The following is a 26,932-nucleotide window of genomic DNA, read 5'->3' on the forward strand; positions in this document are numbered from 1 at the left end:
ATTGGCACCCCAACCAAGCATTTGTTAGGTTTGAAATCGGCAGACATCTGGAGGCATTGTGAGCGCAGTACGCACCGCTTTTGTCAGCGGCGGAACCGGTGGAATCGGGTCGGCGATAGCCCTGACCCTTGCCGAACGCGGACACGACGTCGCCTTCACCTACCGAAACAACAAGGGCGCTGCCGAGCAACTGAGCGAGCAGATTCGAGCGCATGGCGTGCGCGCCCACTCGTACTCTCTCGACTTGACCGACGAGTTGTCGATCAGCGCCGCCGTCAACGATGCGGTCGATGATCTGGGCACATTGACGACGCTGGTCCACGCTGCGGGACCGCACGTCCCGATGACGCACCTCTCACGTGTGACGCCGGCGTTCTTCACCGAACAACTCAACCAGGAGGCCGCGGCGTTCTTCACCCTCGTCCACACCGCCCTGCCTGCGCTGCGTGCATCCTCGGGTTCGGTGGTGGCGGTGACAACCGCGGCAACGGATCGCTTTCCCGTGCGCGACGGACTCTCCGCTGGCACCAAAGGGGCTGTCGAACAACTTGTTCGCGGATTCGCCGCAGAGGAAGGACGCTACGGCGTCCGGTTCAACGCTGTAGGACCAGGCATGTTGACGGACGGAATGGCGGAGCGCCTGATCAGCTCCGCCGAACTCGACCAAGGCGCGCTCGACGTGACGATGAGCCGAATCCCGTTGAAGCGCTTCGGATCAGCTGCCGACATCGCCGAAGCAGTATGTTTCCTCGCAAGCGACGCGGCCGGATTCATCAGCGGTCAGAAGCTCAACGTCGACGGTGGCTACACCGTCTGAGCGCTATCCGCCCAACTTGCGAAAGACCAGTCGCACGGCAAGTTCCAGGTGCGCCATCACCTCGTCCGTCGTCATCCGGCCCGCAACCCACGAGACGAGACTCGACATCCAGACGTCGTCGATCACCTTCACCGCGTCCAACTGCTGCTGCGAGACTTCCTCGACACCGATCGCCTTCGCGAACATCTCGGTCACGACCCCACCGAGCGCGTTGAGTTCCGGGGTCGCCGACGCGTCCGCGAACATGTACGCCCGAACCAACGCTTCGTAACGGAGGTGATCGGTCTCGAGGACCTCCGTATTCTTGCGCAGCACAAACAGAATCCGGTCCGACGGAGTCTCGCCCGGGATTACAAAGTCTTGGAATCTGTCACGCAAACCCTCGAACATCCACAACAATGCGACGACAAGCATGTGGTTCTTGGACGGGAAATACCGGTAAACAGTGCCGATCGCGACGCCGGCGCGATCGGCCACCGATCGCATCTGCACCGCGTCGTAGCCGCCTTCGGAGGCGGATTCCATTGCGGCGTCGACAATCCGGCGAAAACGCGCTCGCTGCGACGGCGTCGTACGACGTCCGGTCACCGAGCTACGTTCGACCACCGACTGGTCTGCCTTGTCGCCACCTGCCATGTCCACAACCCTTTTTAGACGTCGTTTTGCCGACTCCCAATGTAGCCGCCCAACGCAATTGTCGGGTGCATGACTGCCCGCTTCCGAAACTGCCCGCCAGTGGAACTGGCCCAGATCAGGAAGCGCGCCGCGGCCGATCGGATCGGCCGCGTCTACGTGGATCTTCCGACCAGTCGCGAGAGGGTGCGCGTCGGCCCGGAGCTGGAGCCCGGCGTCTGTCGGGTTGTGGTGCCCGTCGTTCCGGTCGGCGTTGCCCAGTTGGAGCAGGCTGGGCGCGGCGAGCTGGCGGCCTCCGTCGATCGGTCTGTGGCTTCTTGGCAATGCCGAACCGAGGCTTGCCGAAGACCAGCGGTATCCAACCGCGACCGCTGCTCTCGGCCGAGGCGACAGCCTCGGGCTCACGGAAGGCTGCGTGCGCGATGAGCCCGAACATCAGCAGGGTGGTGATCATCGACGTTCCGCCCGCCGAGATGAGCGGTAGTTGCAGACCGGTCACCGGAATCAGGCCGACGACGTAGGCGATGTTGATGAACGCCTGCACGACGATCAACGTCGTTGCCGTCGCTGTCATGACTTTGAGGAACGGATCAGTGGACCGTTTCGCGATCCGCAGCCCGACGATCAGAACCGCGGCAAAGAGAGCGACGACGATCAGCGCGCCGACCAGACCCAACTCTTCACCGATCACGGCAAAAATGAAGTCGTTGTGCGCCTGCGGGAGATAGCTCCATTTGGCGTCGGACTGTCCTAGACCGCGCCCGAAGATGCCTCCGTTCGCCAGTGCGTACTTGGCCTGAGTGCTCTGGAAGTTCAAACCCTGCGGGTCGAGATCAGGATTGAGGAAAGCCTTGATGCGATCCGAGCGGTAACCAGCAGTAAGCCCGAGCACGAGAAATGCGACTGCGGAACCGAGTGTGAGGCTGATGAATGTCTTCATCCGGAACAGCCCGAACCACAGCACCGACATGAAAATGATGCCGATGGTGATGGTGGTTCCGAGGTCCTTCTCCAACACCACCAGAACCAGAACCAGCAACGTCGTACCGCCGATCACCGGCAGCGCGCGGTTGACGTCCATCCGCGCCTTCATGAACGACGCAACCGTCGCTGCGGACCAGATCGCCAGAGCAAGTTTGGCCAGCTCCGACGGCTGGAAGGAAATGCCCGCGATCACGAACCAGCTGCGAGCACCCATTTGTTCCGAGCCGATACCTGGAATCAGCACCAGGACAAGCAGAACAAGACACAGGATCAGCAGCCACGGGGAGGCTCTACGCATTGTTTCGGTCGGCAACCGCACGACTGCCACGAACATCACCAAGCCGATCGCCGCGAACATGCACTGGGGCCAGAATCTGGCATAGGACGTCCCGGACAACACATAGGATTCGACGCCCGAAGACGACAGCACCATCAGCAGTCCGAACGCGACGATCAGCACGACCAGACCGACGATCATATGGAAATCGAACAGTGGCCGATTGGTCCACATCGCCGTTCGAGCGCGGAAGGGTGTCGATGTGCGGTCACGTTTGTCCGACGCTCCACGGGGTGAGTTAACTGGCTCTCCACTCCCGCGACCGTTGGGCTTGTCTTCACTGCGACCGGTCACCACACAAGTATCGTCCCACGACTCCTAACCCATGGGTAACACAAGTCCCATGAGTCACACCGGCTCGGCCTTCCGAGGTCCATGTAGACCCACGAAATACCAGGTCACGTCCTTCGCCGGCGTCGGTCTGCCACCGCTCCCGCCAACGAGAGCGTCAACATGACCACGCAGACGGCAAGCGCGATCCCGAACGCACGTCCGTATCCGTCGGGCGAGCATCCGAGTACACCGAGATACAACCCCGATACCGCGGCCAGCGAGATGGTCGCTGACAGGCGCTGAGACAGTTGAAGGAAACCCGCCGCAACACCGTTCGCGCCCGGCGGTGCATATTCGAGAGTCAGTACCCGATTGGGCGCGTCGACCAAACCGCTGGCAACTCCCGACAACACCGCCAGGACCACCAGCACCGGGATCAGATGTTCCCGCGGAATCAGATTGACCGCTGCGATGTAGCCGAGGATGACAAGGATCTCGCCGACGATGGCAAAAACCACTGCACTTCGGCCGAACCCGGCAACCAGCCGCCATCCGAAAGCCGACGTCAATGCCATCGCGAGTGAGCTACCGGTCATGATCAACGCCGCACTCAGCGGGGCGAAGCCCAAACCCTCGATCAGATAGAGGCTGAGCACCGCGTTGACGGCGAGGATGGATCCGAACCAGAAGAGTGCAACCGTCGTACCCAACCGGAAGCCCCGCGAGGCGATCAACGACGGAAGCAGTACCGGCGTCCCGCCGCGCTCGGCGTACCGACGTTCCCAGAACCAGAAGGCAACGGCAGCGCCGAACGCACCGATCAGGAAAGCCGCAGCCACAGTGACACTGGTCCGGGTCACGATGGGCCACAACAGGAGCCCGGTCGTAGTCGCCAGCAGACACAGCCCAACCGGATCGATCGACGCGCCCGATCGGGTAGTTCGATCACGGCGCAGAAAGCGAAACGCCAAAATCAGAGTGATCACGGCAAACGGCACGTTGAGAACGAGAAGCAACCGCCATCCGAAGTCGGCGTCAGAATACTTCAGCAGAACGCCACCGAGGATCGGTCCGGAAACGCCGGCCAGACCACCCGCGGTGCTGTACGCGCCCAACGCCTTCGCCCGAGCCTTTCCGGACACCCGGTCGGTGATGATGCCGAGCACCTGCGAACTGATGGTGCCTGCGCCGATCCCCTGCCCAAGACGAGCCAACACGATCATCGACGGATCCGACGCACACGCTCCGAGGATTCCCATCACCGCGAAAATGCTCAGGCCCGCCAAGAACAAGCGTCGACGCCCGACGACGTCACCGAGTCGGCCCGCCGGCACCAGGGCCAAGCCGAAAGTCAGCGAATAGCTCGCAAGGATCCACTGCACCTCCGAGGTCGACGCGCCCAGCGACGCCCGGATCGACGGAACCCCGATTCCGAGCACCGCCGAATCGAGAAGGGTGGTGAAACCCGCAGCTACGCAGACGACGATTTCCCAGCGGACGGCCGAACCGAGCTTGGTGGATTCGGCCGTCGCTGTGACTGTGTGGGACAGGACCCGTTACCCCGCAGCTTCAGACGTGGTCCGACGCGTGAGCGGCGGTCGCAACCCCAAGTGCTCTCGCAGCGTCGACGTGGAGTACTCGGTGCGGTACGCCCCACGCTCCTGCAGTTCCGGGATCAACCAGTCGACGATCTCGTCGAGCCCGGTCGGCACCAGGTACGGCGAGATGTTGAAGCCGTCCGAAGCTCCGTTGCGCACCCAATGGACCAACTGATCTGCGACCTGCCCCGGAGTGCCCGCAAAACCCGAACGCTGCGAGGTCTCGATGGCGACCTGACGTAGGGACAGATTCTTTGCCTCGGCAAGGGCACGCCATTCACGCGCGATCGCAATGGGGTCGTTGCCGTCCCGTGCGGAACCGCGCGTCTCCGAAACCGGGCGGGCAACCGGATCTTCCTCGGGGAGTGGACCGTCGGGGTCTCGATCGGAAAGGTCCTTACCCCACACCAGTCCGACGAGAGAGAGGGCAGTCTGACCGGTGAACTGGCCTTCGAGGACCCACCGTGCCTTCTCCTCGACTTCGGGCTCGTTCTCCGCCAACACGATCTGCGTGCTGGGCAAGATCTTGACGTCGTCCTCCGGTCGCCCGGCTTTACGCAACCGAGCCCGAATGTCGTCGGCGAAGTCGAGTGCGCCGTCGAAATGAGTCCCGTGTCGCGAGAAGATGACGTCGGCATGGGTCGCCGCGAAATCGCGTCCACTCGGGGAATCACCCGCTTGGAAGATGACCGGATGCCCCTGGCGGCTTCGGGGAAGCGTCGGCGTCACGGAGATGTCGAACTGTGAAGTCTGTCTGCGCACGTCGCCGACGGCACCCGGGGTAGACCAGTTCTCGGACGTACGAGAATCCGAGATCGCGTCGTCGGCCCACGAATCCCACAGTGCCCGCGCGGTTTCGATGAACTGCCCGGCACGCTCGTAGCGCAGGGAGTGGTCGAGGAAACCACCGCGACGGAAGTTCTCTCCCGTCCACGCGTTGTCGGTGGTCACCGCATTCCAGCCGGCCCGTCCGTCGGAAAGTAGGTCGAGGCCGGAGAGTCGACGCGCAAGGTCGGCCGGTTCGTTGTACGTGGTGTTCTGTGTCGCGACCAACCCGATCTTGTCGGTGATACCGGCGAGGGCGGCCAACTGCGCAATGGCGTCGGGTCGGCCGGCGATATCCAGATCGAGAATCTTGCCGTTCTGTTCACGAAGCCGCAGGCCTTCACCGAGGAAGAAGGCGTCGAACAGACCTCGCTCGGCGGTGAGTACCAACCGCCGAAACGTCTCGAAGTCGATCTGGGATCCGCTCGCGGAATCGGACCAGATGGTGGTGTGGTTGACCCCCTGGAAGAAGACACCGAAGTGAACGTGAGCGTCGGGTCGAGGTACGGCGGAGCGTGATGCAGTCATGGCCGAAATATCCTTAGCGCGAAGTCAAGTCAGGAGGAGTGGGCGAATCGATTTGCGGGCCGCTGCAGACCGAGGTTGCCCCTCAGGGTCGATCCCGGAACCGGGCGTCGCGTCAACCCGGCCTTGGACAGCGTCGGAAGCACGAATTTGGCCAGCACCGGAAGGTCCTCGTCGATCACGAGAGCATGGAAATGAACACCGTCGAGGTGTCCGGCCAATTCCTTCAGAACCACGGCCGCTTCCCCCGGATCTGCAGCCAGGAGCAGTCGGCCGGTGACGACGGCATTCCCGTACGAGTTCAGCTCGGTCCTCCGCTGCGCCGCAGACAGATTCGGCGTATCGAATGCCACATCGACCTCGGCGACCACCAATGACGCGCCCTCATCGCGCGCCTTGGCAGCCGACTGTGCAATGGTCTCCACCGAATCACCCGAAACGAGAACAACATCCGGCTGGCGTGGATCGATTTCGCCGTAGCGGCCGAACACCACCAACTGGCCTTGAGGCGGCCGCGGAACGATTGCCGGCCCCTTCACCGAGAACGTGTCGCCCTCGAAATTGACGTAATGCAGACGATCACGTTCGAGGAAACGCCCACTGAGATAGTCACGAACGACGGCGTCGTCCTCCCACGAGTCCCAGAGATCGGTCACAACGGTGACCGAATCCCGCTGCTCTTGCTGACGCGCCGACTCCGTTGTTACCGGAGCCCTCCCCCACGCCCTCGCCGCGGCATCGTCTTCGACCGGAACAGCAAGCCAGCCGCCACGCCCACGCGAGGAGTAGTCCAACGTCGCCAATTGCGAGGACGTATGAAACGGTTCGGCGTACGTGGTCCCGACGACGGGGACCAGCCCGATCGTGCTGGTTGTCGCCGCCACGTACGACGCCCTAGAGACGGCATCGATGCGGCCGACGACGTCACCACTCGGGGGGAGGATGGAATCGTCGAACGTCGCGAACGTGAAGCCGGCATTCTCGGCAGCCGCGACGCGATCGCGCACGGCTTTGCCCGTGAGCAGCTGGTCCGGGCGGTGTGAGCTTCGGCGCCAGGCAGCGGGGTGAGTGCCCTCGCCGTCCAGTTCGATACCCACGGCAAATACAGTCATGTGTCCTCCATCGGTCCTGGCGGTAGCACCCACACTGCGGTTAGGTAGCGGGTTGCTGCGGCATCATCGAGCCAGGTCTCTCAGCCACTCTGGATGGTGGATGCAATCTATGCGGGCCACGCTGGGCAAGTCAAATCACGCTTGTCGAATCATATTGACCTACAACATATTTCAATACAATCATCCTGATCGAAAGGGTTGCGCAACGCTAGCCGACGTAGACACGAAAGAGCTCCGCCCGACTCGCGCCGGACGGAGCTCTCGGTGTGCGCTGGAACGCTACTTCGCACCCATCCATGCCTGATCGAACAGCATGATGCCGGTTGCAGTCGGAACCACACCGTGCACGTTCTTCTGCCAAGCCCAGAACGACGTGAGCCCGCCGATCGGCGCCGACGGAACCGTCTCGTTCCACAGCGTCTGAATCTTGCCGATGATCGCCAGGGTCGACGAATTGTCCTTGGCTTGTTGTAGATCTGCGATCAGCTGATCCATCGCCGGGTTCGCATATCCAGCAGTATTCGCCATCGAGGTGCTGTTGGTCGTGGAGAACAATCCGAGATCGAGAATCGACTCGTACATTCCGATGCCCGCGTGCGCGAGGTCGAAATCGTGCTTGACGTAGACGTTCTGCACGATGTCGCCGGCGTTGTTGGCCAAGATCAAGTTCACCTCGAACCCGACGGCCTGCAACAGTGACTGCACGGCGAGGCCGATCGCGTGGTCCTTCGGCTCACTGAGAACGACGTAGTCGAGGCTGCCGTCGTACCCGTCTGCCTTCGCCTGATTCAGAAGTTCCTTCGACTTTTCGGGGTCATAGGCAATACCCGGTGTGTCTACATGCCATTGAGACGTCGGACCGAACAACTCCGAGCCCGGCAGTCCCTCACCGTTTTCCACTCGCTGATCGATCAACGTGGTGTCCAGCGCGTAGCCGATAGCCTGACGGACGCGAACATCCGAGCCCGGTCGGCCCTCACGGTTGTTGATAATCTCGGCACTACCGGCATTGAGCACGTCGATGTAGCCGGGGTAGCCAGCGGACTTGGCGGAATTGATCGCCGACGTGAGGCCGCGAATGTAGGCGACATCGAGCTGACCGCTGTTCAATGATTCGAGATTGGCCTGCGGGCCGTTGAGCGCAACCATCCGCAACTTGTCCAGCTTGGGGGCGCCGCCGTAGTAGGACGGGTTGGCCTTGAAGATTCGCTCGACGCTCGGTGTGAAGACATCTTCGGTGAAGGGTCCGGCTCCGACGGCGGTGAACTTGTCGCCCTGCTGCGAACTCGGGGCGACGATCATCCCGTGCCCGAGAGCGAGCATCGACGGAAAACGCATCCACGGCGTCTTCAGCTTGAATTCCACCGTCGTCGGACCGCTTGCCTGCGCCGATTCCACCGAAGCCAGCCACAGTTCGGCGCCATTGCCCTTGCCCGCGTTGTACCGATCGATGCTCGCGATCACGGCGTTGGCGTCGAGGGTGGTGCCGTCACTGAACTTCACACCGTCGCGAAGTTTCAGCGTCCAGGTGGCTCCGTCGTCAGCTGTCTCGAGCGATTCAGCCAACTTGGGCTCGAACTCGCCGCTCGCAGTGTCGTAACTCATCAGGACGTCGTACACAGCAGCGAAGGCCTCACCGCCGGAACCGCCGCGCGCGGCCGTCTTCGTCGGGTCGAGTGAGGGAACGAGCACCTGTACGCCGTACGTCATGGTCCCGCCGGCCACCGCAGTTCCCGGATCAGGCTGCTCGTTGACCATGCCGGTCACGACGTCCGCCGACGCGGTCGTCGTATCGGTCCCGCTGTCGTCACCATTGCTCGAGCAGCCCACCAATAGAACCCCGGTACCGAACAATGCGACGGCGACCCGGCTGACTTTCCCGATGCGCCAAGATCTCGAGTGCGACACGGAGATTCCACCTCACTTTCAGTAGACGCAGCCACGGATCGGCCGCAATCGGCTAATAGTGATGTCCTCTGTGGAGTGACGCCCAGCACGTTCCCGGTGACCGGAAACATTCACGGAGACAAAGGATGCGCATAACTGAGATGATCGGGCCGAGTGGTTGACGGCGACTGACATCCGAATACGAAAAAGCTCCAACCTTATGTTCGAAGAACATGAGATTGGAGCTTGTCGATAAGAATTATGGTGGCCAGGGCCGGGATCGAACCGGCGACCTTCCGCTTTTCAGGCGGACGCTCGTACCAACTGAGCTACCTGGCCGGACGGCACCCGAACCGAATGCCTATCGCATTGCTTTGTTCTCAACCGATTGATTGAGAACAAAGCTTTGCGACCCTGACGGGACTCGAACCCGCGACCTCCGCCGTGACAGGGCGGCGCGCTAACCAACTGCGCCACAGGGCCTTGCTTTTTCCTTGCTGTGAAACCGTACTACATCTTCGAGCCGCTCCCAAACCACTGTCCTGGCCTGGCATTTGTGCATCTCAAAGCGTGTCGTGCGGGTCAAACCATACTGCATCGTTTCGCTTTCGCAAAACGTACCCCCTACGGGATTCGAACCCGCGCTACCGCCTTGAAAGGGCGGCGTCCTAGGCCGCTAGACGAAGGGGGCCCGCCGGATCTCTCCGAACTAGTACCCCAACGGCGTTCCGTTGGGAGCTTGGATAGCTTATGGCACGGCATTCGGAAATCACAAATCGCCTGTTCACGGGCAGAAAAGTGCACTATTCAGTGTCAGGGAACTCGACTTGGGGCCACCCGTCACGATGGAACGTCTCCAACCACTGCGGCGTAGCCATGGCTTCGAGGACTACTTCGAGAGACTCCTCGAACCACTCGCCCAGATCTCCACTGGAGGCAATCAGGTCTGCCATGTACCGCTGACCGGCAAGGCTCGCTGCCAGTACACGCGTGAATTTGTCCGGGTCGGCGTCCTCTCGGAGCAAACCGTCGTCCTTGGCACGCAATGCCAACTCATAGGCGGTCTTTCCCCAGACCTGCCCACCACCGGACTGCACATCCTTGTAGAACTCGGGCTCGATGATCAGCCGGAATTCCGCCTGCACGATTACCTCGGCACGGAAGACCTCGGCAATGTCGAGCACGAGACCGTGCAAAGCGACGAATGGATCGAGGTCTGTTCTCTTGGCCCAACGATCAGTAATTCCAGTGAAGGTTTCGATAGCCGAGGTCAGAACCGCTCGCGCCAACTCTTCCTTGGACTGGAAATGGAAATACATGGCGCCTTTGGTGGCGCGGGAGCCCTCGAGGATCGTGTTCACCGACGCAGCTGCATAGCCGCGCTTGGCGAATTCGACTGCAGCCGCTTCGACCAGGGCGGCGCGGGTACGCCGCGCACGCTCTTGTTGACGTGCCATTTACGGTGTTGTGCCTCTCGCAGAGTTGGTACGCAGAGCCGCCGTGATCGGCGCCTGTCATCCCCCGAAACTTCACAATATCCCCTCCAACACACCCTACGTAAGGACTAGAGCCATACCCGCCAAAAGTACTAGACGCAATCGGCTGTTCAGGGGACAAGAACCGACTTTATGCCCAAAAGACACCAAGTGGTATGGTTTTGGCCGCTCGGGTGCGCCGCAGGGGGTGCGCATCCGAGCTTTTTCGTGCCCGAGATTCTGATAATTCGACCTCGCAGACGGAACTGCTTCGCCGACCGATGGACAGCAGTCCCAAGGTTTTAAACAACTAGTGCAATTGTTTATTCCCCCTTTTCCGTCGAAACCGTGCTGGCAGCATCGAAACAACACAGTTAGACTGTCTAAATGAAAGTTGGAGAGGGTCGCAGCAAGGCTCGAGACGAGATCGACGTACTTTGGGACGATCTGGGTGCCTTCGTCCGACGTCTACGCACCAAACGCAACGACCACAAGCTCACGCCGAGCCAGATCCAGGCCCTCGGCCACCTCGACCGACAAGGTCCGTCGACCGCCAAAGAGTTGGCAAAATTCGAGCGCGTCACACCGCAATCAATCGCAAAGACCGTGGCCGCGCTCGAAGAACAGGGCATGGTGACGCGAAGGGCGGATCCATCGGACGGCCGCGCGGTCTTGGTCACGATGACCGAACTCGGCACATCGACCCTTCACGAAGACCGAACGAAACGAACAGAGTGGCTGGCTGAGGTCATCGACGCCGAGTGCACCGAAGCCGAGCGTGACTTGCTTCTGATCGCCGGCCGAATCCTGCGCAGACTAGGCCAGGGCGAGTCCCCAGCATCGACATCGATATCAGAGGAGTCACTGATGAACTCGTGACCACCGTCGTCGAAACGCCGACCCCCCAAACTCCCGTTCCACTGAAACTGAGTCTTGCTCTCGGCTCCGGAACCGTTCTTCAAGCGCTGAACTCGTCGATGATTGCCGTGGCAATCGTCCCGATCGCCACATACTTCGGTTCCAGTTCAGGCACAGCGTGGGTCATCTCGGCCCTCTACATCGCGACTGCGGTCACGGCGCCGGCGGCTGGTCGACTCGGATCGATCCTCGGCGCCAAACGCGTCTACCTCGCCGGATTGGGCCTGATCGCTGCCGGATCGATCCTCGGCTCGCTCGCCCCGTCGCTGGGCTGGCTGATCGCCGCACGAATCCTGCTCGGAATCGGCACGGCGACACAGTATCCGAACGCGATGACCGTCATCCGCGAATACGCTGACCGCCACCGGACTCAAACCCGTTCAGCTATAGCAACACTCACCATTTGCGCTCAATCGGTCGTCGCGCTGGGGCCCACTCTCGGCGGGTTGTTGGTCGGCACACTCGGTTGGCAATCGATCATGTGGGTGAACCTCCCACTTGTCGTCGTCACTGCCGTATGGGTCTTCTTCGCCGCCCCTAGCGACTCCGCCCTGCCCGACCGGGCCGGCGCCGCTGCGTTGTTCAAGTCTCTCGACCCACTCGGTATCACCCTGTTTCTGGCTCTGACGACATCGACGATGCTCTTTCTCCTCTCTCTCGCCGAGCACGCGAAGTGGTACCTCGTCCCGTCGACGGCCCTCTTCGCGTTCCTGTTCGTCTGGTGGGAACGTCGAACGGCCTCGGCGTTCATCGACGTCCGCGCCGTCGTCCGAAACCGCGCACTGAGCATGACTCTCGGCCGGACCCTGCTGACTTACACAGCGTTCTACTGCATCTTCTTCGGACTCCCCCAGTGGCTACAGGTAGCCCGCGGAATGTCACCGATCAGCGCCGGGCTCTTCATGCTGCCCGTCGCTGCGGTCGGGATCTTCGCGACCATGTCCGCGTCCAGGGTGTACGGGAAATTCGGCGCACGGATCACCCTCCTGATCGGCACCGCCGCGTTGGCTGTCGGCGGGATTCTGATCGCCTTTGTCGAATCGAGTTCGACTCCCCTTGTGGCACTCCTGCTGATTGCGGCGATCCTGGGCATTCCCAACGGCTTCAACAACATGGGAAACCAGAACCTGATCAACTCGGTGACCACCTCCGCCGACGTCGGAACTGCGATCGGTCTGTACCGAACAATCCAGTACATCGGCGCCAACCTTGCGGCCGTCGTCATCGAGCTGACCATGCGCGGAACCATCGACGACGCGGGTCTGCATCGCACGGGCGGGACCATCGCCGTCATCGGAATCGCCCTTCTGGTGGGGGTGGTGTTTTCACGGACTCTGCGGTCCCGTTAGACTCTGCGCCGCGCCCCTATAGCTCAGTTGGTAGAGCTACGGACTTTTAATCCGCAGGTCGTAGGTTCGAGTCCTACTGGGGGCACAAACACAGACCCGGCGCCTCATTCAGAGGCGCCGGGTCTTGTGCATTCGTGCCACATCGATTCGTGCCACATGAATGCAACAGCAGGTCATCGAAGCAGGAACTCGAGGGTCACGCGCTCGAATGCCTCCTTGGCTTCGATCATCACCCAGTGCCCGCAGTTCGGAAATACATGCAGTTCGGCGTTCGGAATCAGTCGCATCGGAATCATCGGCATGTCCGGTGGACACTGCCGATCATCGAGCCCCCATGTCAGCAAGGTCGGGCATTGCACCTTGTGCATCATCGACCAGTACGGCGGCACATCCGAGTTGGACATCTGCTGCTGAGCGGCAAAGGCTTTGGATCCGTACATCGCGGTCAATGCCTGGTGCGAGGCCGGATCGTTGGCCGTTTGCCATCGTTCCTCGATCCGCTCCTCGGTGATCACGGATCTGTCGTAAACCATGCACTCGAGCCAGCGAACCAACTTCTCACGGCTGGGAGCGTCGGCGAATTCCTGGAGGAGACGCGTACCTTCGCTCGGGTTCTGACTGAAGATGTTCGGGCCCACGCCTCCGATGGTGACCAATCTGCGGACGCGGTCAGGGAACCTCATCGCGACGTTGACCCCGACAACTCCGCCCATCGAATTGCCGATCATCGCAGCGGATTCGATTCCCAGCGCATCCATGAATCGAACCACCGCCGAGGTTGCCGTGAGAACTGGATGACCGTCGACGGCATCGCTCACGCCGAACCCCGGGAACTCCAGGAGGTAGCAGTGGAAGTGCTTTGCGAACACCTCGAGGTTCCCCCGATAGTTCCGCCAACCACTCACACCGATCCCTGAGCCGTGCAACAGGATCAACGGCGGACCATCGCCCGCCTCGTGATAGCGCAAAGTCCCCTTGTCAGTAGCGACTTCGCGTTTGGTCCCCTCATAGGTCACGTCCATCACGCAAGATTAGAACGTGTTACAGATCCAGGACGGCTGATTGCGGAACTTCGCAACCACCGTCAGAAGCATCCCCCGCTGCCTCGACGCCCACTGCGATTCGTGGACTTCTGCTTGCTCGGTTTCGACTTCCCCGTCCCGGCCTTCACACACCGGTTGGGGCGCCGCACCTGCTCGAAGTGCCCGGCGCTCACCACATGACCGGCCACGCTGACCTTGACCGGCGCGTCCGCGCGGGCGGTTCCGACTTGCGCCGATCCCAACGTCAGGGCGCAAGCAGCCACAACGACCAGCGCTACCTTCTTCGAGATCTTCATATGCACGGCCACTTCGACACGGGTCCACTCCAGATGCTGAACGGGTGCGCGCACCGAAGGAACACGCTCGGCGTCGACGATATTCAGTCAGGGTGGCCGGCCGCGATCCTTTTGCTCACCAGCATCTGAACAGTCGACGACAAAAGTTTTGGCGGCACGTCAACATCCCGAGGGCGTCAACGAGCCGACGCCCAACGTACGCACCGTTACTGAGAAATCCGTAAATCCGGGCAACCACACAGCGACGGGCGTGGACGTTCGCGTTTGGACTCGCTAAGCCACAATCAAACGCCGAACCGCCTCGACTGCCGCCTCCCGACGTCGAGGGATGGAACGAGACGACTTGAGCGCGAGCATCCGGGCGATATCCGTGATCAGCAGGATCAACTCCGTGGGATTCCACGCGGGGTCGATGTGCCCCTCGAGCTGCCCCTTGCGGATTTCCGCAACTTTAGGCCGGAAGGTCTTGCTTCGTATGTCGTCCTCGCTCATGACGTCCGGCGCTTCGAGATCCGCCCATTGCTGCAATCGGGCGTTCTCGGGATGGGCAACGTAGTTGTCGAAGAGGCGACCTGCATAGCCCGGCAAGTCGTCACCTCGAAGTGCTGTCTCCGCTGTTGTTTCGGACGTCCACTGTTCGGTCACGGCAGCGAACAACTCTTCCTTGCTTGCGAAGTACGCATAGAGACGGTCTTTGCTGGCACGCGCTTGCGCGGCGATCCGATTGATCCGCGCGCCGGCCAGCCCGTACGTGGCAAATTCGTCCTTTGCGGCCGCCAGAATGCGGTCCCTCGTAGCTTCCCCTGCTGAGCGCATGTTCACAGCCTAGAACGAATCGACCGTTGCCGAACCATCCGGTTCGGCGTAGCGTGCAGAGTTGACGAACAATTTGGTTCGCGAACAAGTCGTGCCACTTACCGTCAACTCGAGGAGAGACATGAATCTCGACGAAGCCCGAACTGCTTTCGCCCGGCTCCGTGCTGCGGAAAGTGGTGTATCACCAGCAGAACTCGACGAAGTGTGGGCCGCGCTGGAAACCGTCGCCGCCGAAGAAATCCTCGGCGAGTGGAAGGGTGACGACTTCGCCACCGGTCACCGTCTTCACGAAAAGCTGTCCGCGAGCCGCTGGTACGGCAAGACTTTCAATTCCGTCGAGGATGCCAAGCCGTTGATCTGCCGAGACGAAGACGGAAATCTCTATTCCGACGTCAAGAGCGGCAATGGCGAGGCAAGTCTGTGGAACATCGAGTTTCGTGGCGAAGTCACGGCAACGATGGTCTACGACGGTGCGCCGATCTTCGACCACTTCAAGAAAGTCGACGATTCGACGCTCATGGGCATCATGAACGGCAAATCGGCGTTGGTTCTCGACGGCGGACAGCACTACTACTTCCTGCTCGAGCGAGCGTGATTCGCGCCGAACAGAATTCGACGTCCGCCATGCAGATGACAGCGGCGCTCTCACACGGCCCGCACTCCCCCTTCACACTCGACACCGTTGAAATCGACGAACCCCGCGCAGACGAGATCCTGGTTCACATCGTCGCTACAGGCCTGTGCCACACAGATTTGTTCACGAAGTCGGTGGTACCGGAAAGGCTCGGCCCCTGCGTGTTCGGGCACGAAGGGGCGGGGGTGGTCGAGGCCGTCGGCTCGTCGATCGACAGCATTGCGCCCGGTGATCACGTGTTGCTGAGCTACCGCAGTTGCGGTGTGTGCAGGCAGTGTCTCAGCGGCCATCGGGCGTACTGCGAAAGCTCACACGCGCTCAACAGCTCTGGCGCACGCACCGACGGCTCGACGCCGATCCGGCGAAGCGGAACTCCGATACGGTCCGCCTTCTTCGGCCAGTCCAGCTTCGCGGAATACGTCATCGCCTCTGCCGACAACACCGTCGTCGTCGATCCTGCGGTGGACCTGACCGTCGCGGCTCCGCTCGGCTGCGGGTTTCAAACCGGCGCGGGTGCCGTGCTGAATCTACTTCGCCCCGAGCCCGACTCGACGTTTGCCGTTTTCGGGGCAGGCAGCGTCGGACTCGCAGCGCTGCTGGCGGCGAGGGCTGCCGGCGTTTCCACCCTGGTCGCCGTGGACCCCGTTGCGCAGCGGCGCGAACTCGCCGAGGAATTCGGCGCCGTCACTGTCGATCCCTCGAATGAAGATGCGACCGACGCGGTCCGCGCCGCCACCGACGGAGGTTCGACACATTCCCTCGACACCACCGGAATCGGCTCCGTGATCAATCAAGCCGTCACATCACTTCGAGCACGGGGAACACTGGCGGTAGTCGGACTCGGAGCGTCCACGGTCGAGATGAACATGGCCGACATCATGCTGAGCGGAAAGACAATTCGAGGATGCATCGAAGGAGAGTCGGAAGTCTCGACGTTCATCCCCGAACTCGTCGAACTCTTCACTGGTGGCCGGTTTCCGATCGACCGCTTGGTGACGCGCTACGCCTTCTCCGACATCAACAAAGCCGTCGAAGATCAAGCGTCGGGGCGCGTCATCAAACCCGTTCTCGTGTGGTGAGGGGCGAAATGTCTCATTCGTCGACCCGACGGAATTCGCCCTAGACTGCGCTCCTGCACTAGACGTCGGAGCAAGGTGGGGACGATGACAGAACACACCAGTACGGGCGCGGGCCACGGCCGGGCCGTTATGCCGATCATCCGGATGCGCGCACGCAGCCGCGACGAGAACCATCGCGCATCGACACCACTCGAACTGTTCTTCGACCTGTGTTTCGTGGTTGCAGCCGCACAGGCCGGAGTTCAACTGGTGCATGCTGTTGCCGAGGGCCACTACGCCGACGGCATCGCCGGCTATATGTTCGTCTTCTTCGCGCTGTGGTGGGCGTGGGTGAACTTCACCTGGTTCGCGTCTGCCTACGACACGGACGACGTCCCCTACCGGGTCGCGACCTTCGTACAGATTTGTGGCGTGCTCGTCTTCGCCGCCGGAATCCCCGACGCATTCGACGGAACCGACCGTACGACGGCCATCGTCGGCTACCTCATCATGCGAATTGCGCTCACCTGCCAATGGCTTCGAGCCGCCAGCGGTGAATCCGGTGCAGCGCGAACGACTGCTCTGCAATATGCCGCCGGGCTCGTGATCGTCCAGGCCGGCTGGATCGTGCTGCTCCTGATGCCGGCGTCGGCGTGGATTCCGGGCTTCTTCGTTCTCATGATCGCCGAACTCGCGGTGCCGGCGATCGCCGAACGCAACCACCAGACGCCGTGGCACCCGCATCACATCGCCGAACGCTACGGCCTCTTCACCATCATCATGCTCGGCGAAACCATCGCTGCCGCCACCATCGCGGTCCAATCCGGCATCCGGGATTTCGACGCCGCCGATCTACTGATTCCGATTGCCGTCGGCGGAGTTCTGATCGTGTTCTCCGCGTTGTGGATCTACTTCGCCGTCCCGATCCACGAGTACCTCGCAGACCAAGGCAATCGCGCCGTCCTGTTGTGGGGATACGGGCACTACTTCGTATTCGGATCCGCTGCGGCCATCGGCGCCGGCATCGAAGTAGCCGTCGAGGAAGCAGTTGGCGAAGCGCACATTTCGACGTTCGCAGCATCTGCCGCGGTCACGATTCCGGCCGCGATGTTCCTGATCTTCGTGTGGCTCATGCATTCACGCCACTTCAAGCGCGACAGGATCGAGCAGGCCGTTCTACCGGTGAGTGCAATCCTGGTTCTCGCCTGCACATTTGCCGGACACTGGGCTGTCCCGCTCGCTGGACTGGTGGCGGCGGGAACCGTCGGAGTCGGTGTCGGCCTGAGTACTCGGTCGAAGAGCTGACTCAGATTTCCGGAGCCGGAGCCTCGCCCTTGCTCTGCGGCTCGTGCTGCTTGAGCTCACCGCGCATCTTGTCGAGATCCTTTCCACGCTTTTTGTACATGTAGCCGAGCGCGACAAGTCCAAGGAACAACGCAACGCCCAGGACGGCACCGACAACGGATGCTCCGCGGAATCCCGGGCCGTCGACGTCGAGGATCCGCTCGCCCGCATGCGCAGCGTTGTTGTTGCCGAGAACAACTGTCAGAGAGAGCAGATTCGGCAGCGCGAAGATCACACCCAACGCGAGAGCCGTGATCTGCATGATTCGAGCATGCTTGCGCTTGCGCACCTGCCAGACCGCCCGGAAGAAGATGAGCGGGACCAGGGTGCACACGAGACCGAACAGCAGCCCCCACGCGATTCCGGCGCTGAAACTGCCGTTCGCCAACGACGCAATGCGCTGCGCCCACCAACGCGGAAGGAAGGCGGCAAGGATGAAGTAAGCGATGACCAGGACCACCGCCATCACTGCGATCCCGATGGCCTTCTTCGCCCACGGCGGCATGCCCGGTTTTGCGGTGGCCGGTGAAGTTTCCGGTGTCGTCATGACAATTCCTCGTCTAGTCGGCGTCTGTACTGACGAATCTATCCGTTACGGGCGTTCCTCATCCGCATCGAGAACGATCCGGGCAAGCCGCTTCGGCGCAACGAGGGTGAACGAGGTGTAGATCCACTCCTCCAGTTGCGACCATTTCTCCTCGGAAACGTCGGTGCCGATGTCGAGTGCAACCCACCCGTGTCGACCGAGTCCATAGCCCGCAGCACTTGCGCCTGGTTCGGTGGCCACCACCGCTTCGGCTTCCTCCTTGCTCAGCTTGACGGTCAAGGAGGTGGCTTCGACGTTGCAGAACACGAAGTTCTTGCCGCGGACCCGGAACGTCGGGTGGCCGTCCCACGCTTCGATGTCGACGCGCTCCGCTTCCGGCAGCGACAGCGAGATCTCTTCGAGTCGACGCATGTTGTCGGGCATGGAGACGATTCTGCACGCTCGATACCGAGCTTGACACCCGCGACACAGCTAGGCTCGGCGACGACCGCGTCACCGAACTCCGAACACAGGGAGACTGGCATGCGCACGTTAGTTCATCTCGTTCTGCTCATTTGTGGAATCGCCGTTGCCGTCGGCTCGTTCATGTACGTACTGGCCGGGGTCAAACCCGACAACGTTCGCCTCGAGGACCTGCGGGACGGCTTTCCGGCCGGGTGGGCAATCGAGCAACTCGGCGATCAGTCCGTGACCTTCTACCGGTCGATGGCGATACTTCTGCTCGCCGCCGCCGTATTGATTCTGATCGCCGCATTGTTCGGTTCTCGCATCGCAGCATGGATCGGAATTATCGTGGGATTGGGGACTCTTGGCACGTTCTACTACCGCGTGAACGATCAGTTCGACAATGTCATCAGGGAAAACTACTCCACGATCCTGACAAATCAGACAGGATTCATTCTGACGGCCGGCGGACTGATTCTCGCTCTCCTAGCGTGCCTGGTCCCCCGCGAGAAGACCCGAGCCTGACCGCTCGGCAACCGGAGGGTTACCGTCGACGCCGACATTCACTAGTGTCTGCAACAGCCGGGTACTGACGAGTAGTACCCCAGAAGAGGTAGGGCATCAATGGCATCGCTTGACGACCTTCTATCCCAGATCCCCATCGACCAGATCGCGCAGCAACTCGGCGTCGACCAGGCAACTGCCGAATCGGCGGTCAAGACTGCACTTCCGACCCTCGTCGGTGGCCTCGGCGCCAACGCGCAGGATCCCGCCGGTGCAGCCTCGCTGGAAAGCGCGTTGCAGTCTCACGCCGACACCAGCCTTCTCGACGACGGCGTCGACATCAGCAAAGTCGACACCGCTGACGGTCAGAAGATCGTCTCGAACATCTTCGGCGGCAACACCGATCAGGTCGCCAGCGCACTGGGCGGTGTCGGTGGCGGCGGTGGAAACGATCTGGTGAAGCAGTTGCTGCCGATCCTCGCTCCCATCGTCCTGGCTTACCTCGCCAAGCAGTTCACCGGTGGCGGTGCCGGCGCGCAGACTCAGGCCTCCGGTGGCGGCGGGCTCGGGGATCTCCTCGGCGGAATTCTCGGCGGCGGCGGCAATTCCGGCGGCGGCATCGGCGGAGCACTCGGCGGCATCCTGGGTGGATCCGGTGGCGGCGGCCTCGGAGACCTGCTCGGCGGCCTCCTCGGCGGCGGCAAGAAGTAAGACGCTCGACAGATTCGCACTGCGGCGATCCCGTTCGGGATCGCCGCAGTGCTCGGTTCAGTCAACCGTCGAAGATCGAAACATCCTCAGTGACAATGCAAACGCAACCAACAGCAGCGCGCCCACAAAAGCACTGACCCCGACCCAACCGCCACCCGCGTATGCAAGACCCGCGAGGGCGCCCGCCACGGACGAACCCGCGTAGTAGGCAAACAGATACAACGCCGACGCCTCGGCCCGGTGATCGGTAGCGATCAGCCCCACCCAACCGCTGGCCACCGAATGTGCGGCGAAGAATCCTCCGGTGAAGAGCAGCATCCCCACGAGCGTCAACGCCAGATTGTCCGGAACGGTCAGTGCCAGGCCGATACCGATGACGACAACCGACCCGAGCAGCACGCTGCGCCTACCCAGTCGGTCAGAGGCCCCGCCGGCTACCGCCGAGGTGAAAGTTCCGGCAAGGTAGAAAAGGAACACCAGGCCCACAAGCGCTTCAGGAAGGCCGAAAGGCGCTGCTGTGAGCCGAAACCCGAGGAAGTTGTAAATCGACACGAAGCCGCCCATCAGGATGAATCCCAAAGCGAAGAGTGTTCGCAGCGACGGGTTCGCAAGGTGGCGTCGTAGATTCGACGCGATCGTGCGCGCCGATATCGGTTGCGGGCGAAAGAACTTCGACGCGGGAAGCCGCCGGATCATGTTGAGCGCGAACAATGCCGACAGCGCGGACGCAGTCAACAGCGCCCAACGCCACGTACTGAAATCGACGACGGCCGACGGCACGAGCCGTCCGATCAGCCCACCGATCGTTGTGCCGGCGACGTACCTTCCCATCGCTGCACCGAGGTTCTTCCGATCGACCTCCTCGGCCAGATAGGCCATCGCCACCGCCGGGACACCGGCCAGAGCCAATCCTTGTGCTGCGCGTCCGACCAGCAGAACCTCGATCGTCGGACTCAGCGGCAGAAGTAAACCGATCACACAGGACGCCGACGCCGACGCGATCATCACCCGCGTGCGACCGAAGCGCTCGGAGAGCGCACTGGCCGGAATGATTGCCAACGCCAACATGCCCGTCGTCGCCGAGACGGACAGCGCAGACACCGCAGGCGAGACGTGGAAGTCTTCGGCGAACGCAGGCAGCAACGCCTGTGCCGCGTACATCGAGATGAACGTCGACAGCCCGGCCGCGAACAACGCAACGGTCACGGTTCGATATCCCGATGTTCCGCGGCGAAGCGGCATCACTTCGGATTCGATCACATTCTCGACAGTCACCACGTACCTCCAGGCATCACTTACCTCCGGCAAGAATCCTCCCGCCCCGACTTGGCAAAAGAAAATGCATAAACTTGGTGTTCTATATGCTCTGGGGGTATATAGATTGGGTTCGTGATGCTGACCGAAGACCTCGAATGGTTTGTCGTGCTCGCCGAAACCCAACAGGTGACCGCTACCGCGGATCTGACTCACCTGTCGCAGCCGACCCTTTCGCGCAAACTCGCTCGCCTCGAACGACAGATCGGCGTGACACTCTTCGACCGTCAGGGACGCCGACTCGAACTGAACCGGTACGGCGAGATCCTCTATCGACATGCTCGCATCGCACTGCGTGCCCTCGACGCCGCGCAGACCGAAATCCAGTCGCTGGCGAGCCCCGAGAGCGGCACGGTCCGACTCGACTTCCTCCACTCGTTCGGCACCTGGTTGGTGCCGCACATGCTGCGCGGATACCGCGTCGAGTATCCCGGAGTGCGATTCGAACTGCATCAGGACAGCGCGCAGTTCCTGGTCGACAGAATCGCCGCCGGCACGTCCGACCTGGCCGTCGTCTCGCCTCAGCCGCGCGATCCGCAGGTGGCGTGGATGCAGATCGCCCAGCAGTCACTGGCATTGGCTGTTCCGGCTGATCATCGCTTTGCGAAGTTGCATTCGGTCGAGCTTGCGGACGCGGCCGACGAACCGTTCATCGGTATGCATCCGAACTTCGGGATGCGAAGAATTCTCGATGAACTGTGCGCGGCCGCAGGATTCACTCCGAATTTCGTCTTCGAGAGCAGCGAGCTGGCAACGGTCGGCGGACTGGTCTCCGCGTCCTTCGGTGTCTCGGTCATGCCGGTTCAGGATCCACCGATCTGGGCCGAAGGAGTCGTCTATGTACCGATCGAAGGAGCACAGCGAAAAATAGGGCTGATCTGGTCGAAGAGTCGCAAGCTGTCCGATCCCGCCCGGACGTTCCGCGACTACGTCGAAAGAACGACTTGGTAGTGAAAGTGCCCCCGGATAACTACGGATCGGTAACATCCCTCGAGGGGAGCAATTTTCATGCCATTCTTTTCAAACCTACGGTGCCGTAGGCTGGGGCGAAGTCGCGCATTCACTCAACATGGAGGCAAGAAATGACGAGGATTCTGACGCAGCTGGAGCTGCTACAAGAGCTGCAGCCGGTTGCCGAGGAGAACGTCAACCGCCACATCTCCATGGCCAAGGAATGGCATCCACACGACTACGTTCCGTGGGACGAGGGCCGTAACTTCGCAGCCATGGGTGGCGAAGACTGGAGTCTCGAACAGTCACAACTCGGCGAGGTAGCTCGCGCCGCGATGATCACCAACCTGCTCACCGAGGACAACCTGCCGTCGTACCACCGTGAGATCGCCGAGAACTTTTCGCAGGACGGTGCCTGGGGAACGTGGGTCGGCCGGTGGACCGCCGAGGAGAACCGCCACGGCATCGTGATGCGTGACTACCTCGTCGTCACGCGCGCAGTCGACCCCGTCGAGCTCGAGCGCTTCCGCATGGAACACATGACAAACGGTTACAGCGCACCCATCGACGAGGGCGACGCCGGCCTGCTGCACTCGGTCGCCTACGTGACCTTCCAGGAACTCGCGACGCGCGTCAGCCACCGCAACACCGGCAAGGCCTGCGACGAGCCGATTGCCGACAAGATGCTTCAGCGCATCGCCGCCGACGAGAACCTGCACATGATTTTCTACCGCAACATCTGCGCCGCCGCGCTCGATCTTGCTCCCGATCAGGCGCTCAAGGCTGTGGCGAACATCGTCCAGAACTTCCAGATGCCCGGTGCCGGCATGCCGAACTTCCGCCGCAACGGCGCCCTCATGGCCAAGCACGGCATCTACGACCTTCGCCAGCACCTCGACGAGGTCGTCTGGCCTGTCCTGCGTAAGTGGAACATCTTCGAGCGCAACGATTTCAGCGCCGAAGGCGAGAACACGCGCGAAGAGTTGGCGGCCTTCCTCGAGACACTCGCCGCCAACGCGACGAAGTTCGAGGAACAGCGCGATCGCATGCTCGCACGCGAAGCCGCCAAGCGCGAACAGCAGGCTTCTTAGTTTCACCAGCTATTCTGTGCCCGGTACCGGATTCGGTACCGGGCACTTCCAATTGTCACAAGTATTTGTTCAGAGGTAGACATGTCATCCCTTCGTATCGGTTCACTCGAGCTGCACAGCCCCGTGGTCCTCGCACCCATGGCGGGCGTCACCAACGTCGCCTTCCGCACGCTGTGCCGTGAACTCGAACTCGAACGTGCAGGCAGCACGTCCGGGCTCTACGTCTGCGAGATGGTCACCGCCCGCGCGCTCGTCGAACGCCAACCCGCCACGATGCACATGACCACGTTCGGTCCGACCGAAACGCCCAGGTCGCTGCAGCTGTACACCGTCGACCCGGATACGACTTACGCCGCGGCCAAGATGATCGTCGACGAGAACATGGCCGATCACATCGACATGAACTTCGGCTGCCCGGTACCCAAGGTGACCCGCAAGGGCGGCGGATCGGCGCTACCGTACAAGCGTCGACTGTTCGGTCAGATCGTCGCGGCAGCCGTGCGCGCCACCGAAGGCACCGACATTCCGGTCACCGTCAAGATGCGCGTCGGCATCGACCCCGAACATCACACGCACCTCGACGCAGGCCGGATCGCCGCAGCTGAAGGCGCCGCTGCCGTCGCACTTCACGCACGTACCGCGTCGCAGCGCTACTCCGGCACTGCTGACTGGAACGAGATCACGCGCCTCAAGGAACACGTCACCGACGTGCCGATCCTCGGCAACGGCGACATCTTCGACGCCTCGGATGCTGCCCGCATGATGAACGAGACCGGCTGCGACGGCGTCGTCGTCGGACGCGGCTGCCTCGGACGGCCATGGCTGTTCGCGGAACTCAGCGCAGCTCTCAACGGACAACAGATCGCCACGCCGCCGACGCTCGGCGAAGTCACCAAGATCATCGCCCGTCACGCCCAACTGCTCGCCGCACATCACGGTGAAATGAAGGGTCTGCGCGAACTTCGCAAGCACGTCTCCTGGTACATGCGTGGGTTCCCGGTCGGATCGGATCTGCGGGTCTCGATGGCTCTGGTCAGCACGTTGTCCGAACTGGACGATCTGCTCGGACAGCTCGACCACGACGTCCCGTTCCCCAAGGACGCCGAAGGCCCGCGCGGACGCCAAGGCTCACCCGGTCAGGTAGCACTCCCGGAAGGTTGGCTCGACGATCCCGAAGACGACCTTGTGCCGGTGGGAGCTGACATGATGCACTCGGGTGGCTAGCGAAAACACGCCGTCGGATTACTCACATCACTTTCTGAGTGAAGCACTCAGGATTCACCAGTAATATGGCTCCAGCTTCGTCGACAACCGGTTGACGCCGGCATCTGAATGACGAGTTACTGACAGTCGACGACGGGACAGGTTGCATCGGTGGGTGATGATCACGATTCGGGCCCACCTCCGCCCGAGAGCCGCGCCCCCTGGGAACGTCCGCTCGCAGACAAGCGCTTCCGCAACGCCCGACCGGACCAACCGGCAACGCCCCAGCGCCCTGCCACACCCCAGCGACCAACACCGCAACCACCCAGTCCCCCGGAGCGTCGCAGCAGTGGACGTACCGGGCGACGGGACTCGCCTCCGACCGACGACTCTGTTTCGGTCGCCGAGTTGGTCCGTCGGGTAGGCGACAAGAAGCCGCCACCAGCCCCGGCTACGCCGCCCAAGCCGGCGCCGAACAAATCCGTAACACCCAAGACTCAATCTTCAGCAGCGTCGTCGCCGCCCCCCGCCCGGCCGATTCCCGCCCGTCCGACCGTTCCGCCCGCCGCTGCGGACTGGATCACCGAAGAACATCCCGTCACCTCCGCAGTGCCGCGGGTAGTCGGTGACACCGGCGCCACTCGTCTGGCGCAAAGCAAGATTCGCCGCCGCCATCGCGCAAAAGTGATCGGCCGATCGGCAGTAGCGTTCCTGGCCGTCATGTCTCTCGCATTGACCGGCGTCGTGTGGGGCTATCTGCGCTCGGTCGAAGGCGGATTCGATCAGATTGCGGCACTCGACACCGAGTCCGACGACATCATCGACGCCGGTGGTCAACTCGGCGACGAGACGTACCTGATCATCGGCACCGATACCCGCGCCGGTGCGAGCGGTGAGATCGGCGCCGGAACCGTCGAAGACGCCGAAGGCGCCCGAGCCGACACGGTCATGCTGGTGAACATTCCCGCCGACCGAAGCCGCGTCGTCGCCGTCTCCTTCCCGCGTGACCTCGACGTCGAACGTCCGATCTGTCAGGGATGGGACAACGACGCCGGCAAGTACACCAGCGAAACCTTCCCGGCAGCGAGCGGGGACAAACTCAATGCGACGTACGCACTCGGTGGCCCCAAATGCCTGGTCAAGGTCATCCAGAAGATGTCCGGCCTGAAAATCGGGCACTTCGTCGGAATGGACTTCGCCGGTTTCGAGCGCATGGTCGACACCGTCGGCGGTGTGAACGTCTGCTCCCCCGGACCGATCGAAGACGGCATCCTCGGAACCGTCCTCGCCTCCGGCGGCACGCAGATGCTCGACGGCCGTACCGCCCTCAACTACGTGCGTGCTCGCCACGTCGAAGCCGAGGGCAACGGCGACTACGGGCGCATCACCCGTCAGCAGAAGTTCCTGTCTGCGCTGCTCCGCTCGGCCCTGTCCAACCAGGTCCTCCTGAATCCGAGCAAGCTCAACGGATTCATCAACGCCTTCACCAGCGACACGTTCGTCGAAAACATCGACACCAAGTCACTGGTCACCCTCGGTCGCTCGCTCCAGAACGTCGACGCAGGCGCGGTCACGTTCTTGACGGTCCCCACGGACGGCACCAACGACTGGGGCAACGAGATTCCTCGCACGGACGAGATCAAGTCCCTCTTCCAGGCGATCATCGACGACGATCCGCTTCCGGGTGAAGAGCGCGAGGACACCACACCGTCGTCCACCAGTTCCACGACAACCGCTCCTACGTCCAGCACGCCGCCGGCCGCCACTTCCGTCGAGGCAATGAGCGCCTACAACATCTCGGTCGACGTCTCCAACGCCTCGGGAATCGCCGGGCAGGCCGCGACAATCGCCGACAGCCTCGCGGCTTACGGTTTCCAGATCTCCACGGTCGGTAACTTCAGCGCAGCCACCGGCCTGGCGAATGCTCAAGCGTCGACCACCGTCGTGCGCTACGCCGCAGGTTACGAGGCTGAAGCGGTGACGGTCGCGTCGTCGATTCCCGGCGCGGTTCTGGTTCTCGCTCCGAGCATGGGAGACATGATCGAGGTCGTCGTCGGAAGCAATTTCGCCGGCACCGTCGTCGCCCCCGCGGACCCGGGAACCATCCTGGCGGCTAATCCGACGTCGGTCGACACCAGCACCTCGACGGCTCTGCCCGCCGACATCGCCAGCGTCAACGCCGGCGACACCACCTGCGACTGACACGCGTTCATTCACCTTGCGTTCACCTGGTGCTTGTGACT

At 62.0% G+C, this 26,932-nt stretch carries 25 protein-coding genes, 4 tRNA genes and 1 riboswitch; of the genes, 13 read left to right on the plus strand and 16 right to left on the minus strand.

Going from position 1 to position 26,932, the window contains the following annotated elements; all coding sequences use genetic code 11:
* The first annotated feature begins 58 nt into the window (after nucleotides 1-58).
* A complete protein-coding gene (locus M0639_RS23280) occupies nucleotides 59-817 on the plus strand; it encodes an SDR family NAD(P)-dependent oxidoreductase (protein ID WP_007733899.1) in 759 nt (252 codons plus the stop codon).
* 3 nt (nucleotides 818-820) lie between these two features.
* On the opposite strand, the gene M0639_RS23285 is transcribed toward M0639_RS23280, so the two are convergent.
* The 10 genes from M0639_RS23285 to M0639_RS23330 all read right to left on the minus strand — a co-directional run bounded on the left by M0639_RS23285 (nucleotide 821) and on the right by M0639_RS23330 (nucleotide 10,448).
* Nucleotides 821-1,453, minus strand: coding sequence for a TetR family transcriptional regulator (locus M0639_RS23285; protein WP_007733896.1), 633 nt, complete (start codon nucleotides 1,451-1,453; stop codon nucleotides 821-823).
* A gap of 115 nt (nucleotides 1,454-1,568) precedes the next feature.
* The gene (gene ftsW, locus M0639_RS23290) at nucleotides 1,569-2,912 is read right to left on the minus strand and encodes a putative lipid II flippase FtsW (protein ID WP_223304427.1); all 1,344 of its coding nucleotides are present in this window, start codon (nucleotides 2,910-2,912) and stop codon (nucleotides 1,569-1,571) included.
* A gap of 257 nt (nucleotides 2,913-3,169) precedes the next feature.
* Complete coding sequence (locus tag M0639_RS23295; RefSeq protein WP_082893089.1) at nucleotides 3,170-4,531, minus strand: MFS transporter; 1,362 nt, start codon at nucleotides 4,529-4,531, stop codon at nucleotides 3,170-3,172.
* Between the two features lie 69 nt (nucleotides 4,532-4,600).
* A complete protein-coding gene (locus tag M0639_RS23300) occupies nucleotides 4,601-5,995 on the minus strand; it encodes an NtaA/DmoA family FMN-dependent monooxygenase (RefSeq protein WP_030535263.1) in 1,395 nt (464 codons plus the stop codon).
* 29 nt (nucleotides 5,996-6,024) lie between these two features.
* Complete coding sequence (locus M0639_RS23305; RefSeq protein WP_030535262.1) at nucleotides 6,025-7,104, minus strand: LLM class flavin-dependent oxidoreductase; 1,080 nt, start codon at nucleotides 7,102-7,104, stop codon at nucleotides 6,025-6,027.
* Nucleotides 7,105-7,108: 4 nt separating this feature from the next.
* Nucleotides 7,109-7,204: riboswitch (SAM riboswitch) on the minus strand.
* A 179-nt stretch (nucleotides 7,205-7,383) separates the two neighbouring features.
* A complete protein-coding gene (locus M0639_RS23310; protein ID WP_064073416.1) occupies nucleotides 7,384-9,012 on the minus strand; it encodes an ABC transporter substrate-binding protein in 1,629 nt (542 codons plus the stop codon).
* A 241-nt stretch (nucleotides 9,013-9,253) separates the two neighbouring features.
* A tRNA-Phe gene (locus tag M0639_RS23315) sits at nucleotides 9,254-9,330 on the minus strand.
* 70 nt (nucleotides 9,331-9,400) lie between these two features.
* A tRNA-Asp gene (locus M0639_RS23320) sits at nucleotides 9,401-9,474 on the minus strand.
* A gap of 135 nt (nucleotides 9,475-9,609) precedes the next feature.
* Nucleotides 9,610-9,682 (minus strand) — tRNA-Glu (locus tag M0639_RS23325).
* Nucleotides 9,683-9,794: 112 nt separating this feature from the next.
* Entirely contained in the window at nucleotides 9,795-10,448 is a 654-nt protein-coding gene (locus M0639_RS23330) for a TetR/AcrR family transcriptional regulator (protein WP_003940323.1), read from the minus strand.
* A 405-nt stretch (nucleotides 10,449-10,853) separates the two neighbouring features.
* Here M0639_RS23330 and M0639_RS23335 point away from each other — a divergent pair, with 405 nt between their 5' ends.
* The 3 genes from M0639_RS23335 to M0639_RS23345 all read left to right on the plus strand — a co-directional run bounded on the left by M0639_RS23335 (nucleotide 10,854) and on the right by M0639_RS23345 (nucleotide 12,818).
* Nucleotides 10,854-11,345, plus strand: a complete 492-nt coding sequence (locus tag M0639_RS23335; RefSeq protein ID WP_064073417.1) for a MarR family winged helix-turn-helix transcriptional regulator — start codon at nucleotides 10,854-10,856, stop codon at nucleotides 11,343-11,345.
* The gene (locus M0639_RS23340; protein ID WP_030535260.1) at nucleotides 11,342-12,733 is read left to right on the plus strand and encodes an MFS transporter; all 1,392 of its coding nucleotides are present in this window, start codon (nucleotides 11,342-11,344) and stop codon (nucleotides 12,731-12,733) included. The genes M0639_RS23335 and M0639_RS23340 overlap by 4 nt, the downstream gene beginning before the upstream one ends.
* Before the next feature lie 12 nt (nucleotides 12,734-12,745).
* Nucleotides 12,746-12,818: transfer RNA gene (locus tag M0639_RS23345), tRNA-Lys, on the plus strand.
* A gap of 88 nt (nucleotides 12,819-12,906) precedes the next feature.
* Here the strand turns inward: M0639_RS23345 and M0639_RS23350 are convergent.
* The 3 genes from M0639_RS23350 to M0639_RS23360 all read right to left on the minus strand — a co-directional run bounded on the left by M0639_RS23350 (nucleotide 12,907) and on the right by M0639_RS23360 (nucleotide 14,888).
* Nucleotides 12,907-13,755, minus strand: a complete 849-nt coding sequence (locus M0639_RS23350; RefSeq protein WP_064073418.1) for an alpha/beta fold hydrolase — start codon at nucleotides 13,753-13,755, stop codon at nucleotides 12,907-12,909.
* 62 nt (nucleotides 13,756-13,817) lie between these two features.
* Nucleotides 13,818-14,126 (minus strand): hypothetical protein, encoded by a 309-nt coding sequence (locus M0639_RS23355; protein WP_156524989.1) that lies wholly within the window; start codon nucleotides 14,124-14,126, stop codon nucleotides 13,818-13,820.
* Between the two features lie 219 nt (nucleotides 14,127-14,345).
* Nucleotides 14,346-14,888 (minus strand): TetR/AcrR family transcriptional regulator, encoded by a 543-nt coding sequence (locus M0639_RS23360; protein WP_030535258.1) that lies wholly within the window; start codon nucleotides 14,886-14,888, stop codon nucleotides 14,346-14,348.
* Nucleotides 14,889-15,009: 121 nt separating this feature from the next.
* On the opposite strand from M0639_RS23360, the gene M0639_RS23365 reads away from it, so the two are divergent.
* The 3 genes from M0639_RS23365 to M0639_RS23375 all read left to right on the plus strand — a co-directional run bounded on the left by M0639_RS23365 (nucleotide 15,010) and on the right by M0639_RS23375 (nucleotide 17,885).
* On the plus strand, nucleotides 15,010-15,483 hold the full coding sequence (locus M0639_RS23365; RefSeq protein WP_054800842.1) for a DUF4334 domain-containing protein: 474 nt from the start codon (nucleotides 15,010-15,012) through the stop codon (nucleotides 15,481-15,483).
* 29 nt (nucleotides 15,484-15,512) lie between these two features.
* Complete coding sequence (locus M0639_RS23370; protein ID WP_064073483.1) at nucleotides 15,513-16,601, plus strand: NAD(P)-dependent alcohol dehydrogenase; 1,089 nt, start codon at nucleotides 15,513-15,515, stop codon at nucleotides 16,599-16,601.
* A gap of 84 nt (nucleotides 16,602-16,685) precedes the next feature.
* Nucleotides 16,686-17,885: a low temperature requirement protein A gene (locus M0639_RS23375; RefSeq protein ID WP_007733865.1), complete on the plus strand. Its 1,200-nt coding sequence runs from the start codon at nucleotides 16,686-16,688 to the stop codon at nucleotides 17,883-17,885.
* A 1-nt stretch (nucleotide 17,886) separates the two neighbouring features.
* Here M0639_RS23375 and M0639_RS23380 read toward each other — a convergent pair whose 3' ends face one another.
* Together M0639_RS23380 and M0639_RS23385 are read right to left on the minus strand one after the other, a co-directional pair.
* The gene (locus M0639_RS23380; protein WP_003940111.1) at nucleotides 17,887-18,471 is read right to left on the minus strand and encodes a hypothetical protein; all 585 of its coding nucleotides are present in this window, start codon (nucleotides 18,469-18,471) and stop codon (nucleotides 17,887-17,889) included.
* A gap of 45 nt (nucleotides 18,472-18,516) precedes the next feature.
* Entirely contained in the window at nucleotides 18,517-18,894 is a 378-nt protein-coding gene (locus tag M0639_RS23385; RefSeq protein WP_007733864.1) for an MmcQ/YjbR family DNA-binding protein, read from the minus strand.
* Nucleotides 18,895-18,993: 99 nt separating this feature from the next.
* Here M0639_RS23385 and M0639_RS23390 point away from each other — a divergent pair, with 99 nt between their 5' ends.
* Both M0639_RS23390 and M0639_RS23395 read left to right on the plus strand, forming a co-directional pair.
* A complete protein-coding gene (locus tag M0639_RS23390) occupies nucleotides 18,994-19,440 on the plus strand; it encodes a hypothetical protein (RefSeq protein ID WP_003939955.1) in 447 nt (148 codons plus the stop codon).
* Between the two features lie 99 nt (nucleotides 19,441-19,539).
* Complete coding sequence (locus tag M0639_RS23395) at nucleotides 19,540-20,130, plus strand: DUF937 domain-containing protein (protein ID WP_003940105.1); 591 nt, start codon at nucleotides 19,540-19,542, stop codon at nucleotides 20,128-20,130.
* Between the two features lie 57 nt (nucleotides 20,131-20,187).
* Here M0639_RS23395 and M0639_RS23400 read toward each other — a convergent pair whose 3' ends face one another.
* Nucleotides 20,188-21,372 carry an MFS transporter gene (locus tag M0639_RS23400; protein ID WP_197486135.1) on the minus strand — a complete coding sequence of 395 codons (1,185 nt, stop codon included), beginning with the start codon at nucleotides 21,370-21,372 and terminating at the stop codon, nucleotides 20,188-20,190.
* Between the two features lie 147 nt (nucleotides 21,373-21,519).
* Between M0639_RS23400 and M0639_RS23405 the strand changes: the two genes are divergently transcribed.
* From M0639_RS23405 to M0639_RS23420, 4 genes are all read left to right on the plus strand, one after another.
* Nucleotides 21,520-22,395 (plus strand): LysR family transcriptional regulator, encoded by an 876-nt coding sequence (locus M0639_RS23405; protein WP_080726688.1) that lies wholly within the window; start codon nucleotides 21,520-21,522, stop codon nucleotides 22,393-22,395.
* Between the two features lie 131 nt (nucleotides 22,396-22,526).
* Nucleotides 22,527-23,486: an acyl-ACP desaturase gene (locus tag M0639_RS23410; protein ID WP_003940492.1), complete on the plus strand. Its 960-nt coding sequence runs from the start codon at nucleotides 22,527-22,529 to the stop codon at nucleotides 23,484-23,486.
* Nucleotides 23,487-23,567: 81 nt separating this feature from the next.
* The gene (gene dusB / locus M0639_RS23415; RefSeq protein WP_003939756.1) at nucleotides 23,568-24,710 is read left to right on the plus strand and encodes a tRNA dihydrouridine synthase DusB; all 1,143 of its coding nucleotides are present in this window, start codon (nucleotides 23,568-23,570) and stop codon (nucleotides 24,708-24,710) included.
* Nucleotides 24,711-24,860: 150 nt separating this feature from the next.
* The gene (locus tag M0639_RS23420) at nucleotides 24,861-26,891 is read left to right on the plus strand and encodes an LCP family protein (RefSeq protein ID WP_064073420.1); all 2,031 of its coding nucleotides are present in this window, start codon (nucleotides 24,861-24,863) and stop codon (nucleotides 26,889-26,891) included.
* Nucleotides 26,892-26,932: the final 41 nt, after the last annotated feature.

This window comes from Rhodococcus qingshengii JCM 15477 (assembly GCF_023221595.1).
GTDB lineage: Bacteria > Actinomycetota > Actinomycetes > Mycobacteriales > Mycobacteriaceae > Rhodococcus_F > Rhodococcus_F qingshengii.

Coding starts and splice junctions, on each gene's coding strand:
- M0639_RS23285 (WP_007733896.1), bottom strand. CDS start 1,453: ATGGCAGGTGGCGACAAGGCAGACCAGTCGGTGGTCGAACGTAGCTCG.
- ftsW (WP_223304427.1), bottom strand. CDS start 2,912: ATGATCGTCGGTCTGGTCGTGCTGATCGTCGCGTTCGGACTGCTGATG.
- M0639_RS23300 (WP_030535263.1), bottom strand. CDS start 5,995: ATGACTGCATCACGCTCCGCCGTACCTCGACCCGACGCTCACGTTCAC.
- M0639_RS23305 (WP_030535262.1), bottom strand. CDS start 7,104: ATGACTGTATTTGCCGTGGGTATCGAACTGGACGGCGAGGGCACTCAC.
- M0639_RS23330 (WP_003940323.1), bottom strand. CDS start 10,448: ATGGCACGTCAACAAGAGCGTGCGCGGCGTACCCGCGCCGCCCTGGTC.
- M0639_RS23335 (WP_064073417.1), top strand. CDS start 10,854: ATGAAAGTTGGAGAGGGTCGCAGCAAGGCTCGAGACGAGATCGACGTA.
- M0639_RS23350 (WP_064073418.1), bottom strand. CDS start 13,755: ATGGACGTGACCTATGAGGGGACCAAACGCGAAGTCGCTACTGACAAG.
- M0639_RS23360 (WP_030535258.1), bottom strand. CDS start 14,888: ATGCGCTCAGCAGGGGAAGCTACGAGGGACCGCATTCTGGCGGCCGCA.
- M0639_RS23365 (WP_054800842.1), top strand. CDS start 15,010: ATGAATCTCGACGAAGCCCGAACTGCTTTCGCCCGGCTCCGTGCTGCG.
- M0639_RS23370 (WP_064073483.1), top strand. CDS start 15,513: ATGCAGATGACAGCGGCGCTCTCACACGGCCCGCACTCCCCCTTCACA.
- M0639_RS23375 (WP_007733865.1), top strand. CDS start 16,686: ATGACAGAACACACCAGTACGGGCGCGGGCCACGGCCGGGCCGTTATG.
- M0639_RS23380 (WP_003940111.1), bottom strand. CDS start 18,471: ATGACGACACCGGAAACTTCACCGGCCACCGCAAAACCGGGCATGCCG.
- M0639_RS23385 (WP_007733864.1), bottom strand. CDS start 18,894: ATGCCCGACAACATGCGTCGACTCGAAGAGATCTCGCTGTCGCTGCCG.
- M0639_RS23390 (WP_003939955.1), top strand. CDS start 18,994: ATGCGCACGTTAGTTCATCTCGTTCTGCTCATTTGTGGAATCGCCGTT.
- M0639_RS23395 (WP_003940105.1), top strand. CDS start 19,540: ATGGCATCGCTTGACGACCTTCTATCCCAGATCCCCATCGACCAGATC.
- M0639_RS23400 (WP_197486135.1), bottom strand. CDS start 21,372: ATGCCGCTTCGCCGCGGAACATCGGGATATCGAACCGTGACCGTTGCG.
- M0639_RS23410 (WP_003940492.1), top strand. CDS start 22,527: ATGACGAGGATTCTGACGCAGCTGGAGCTGCTACAAGAGCTGCAGCCG.
- dusB (WP_003939756.1), top strand. CDS start 23,568: ATGTCATCCCTTCGTATCGGTTCACTCGAGCTGCACAGCCCCGTGGTC.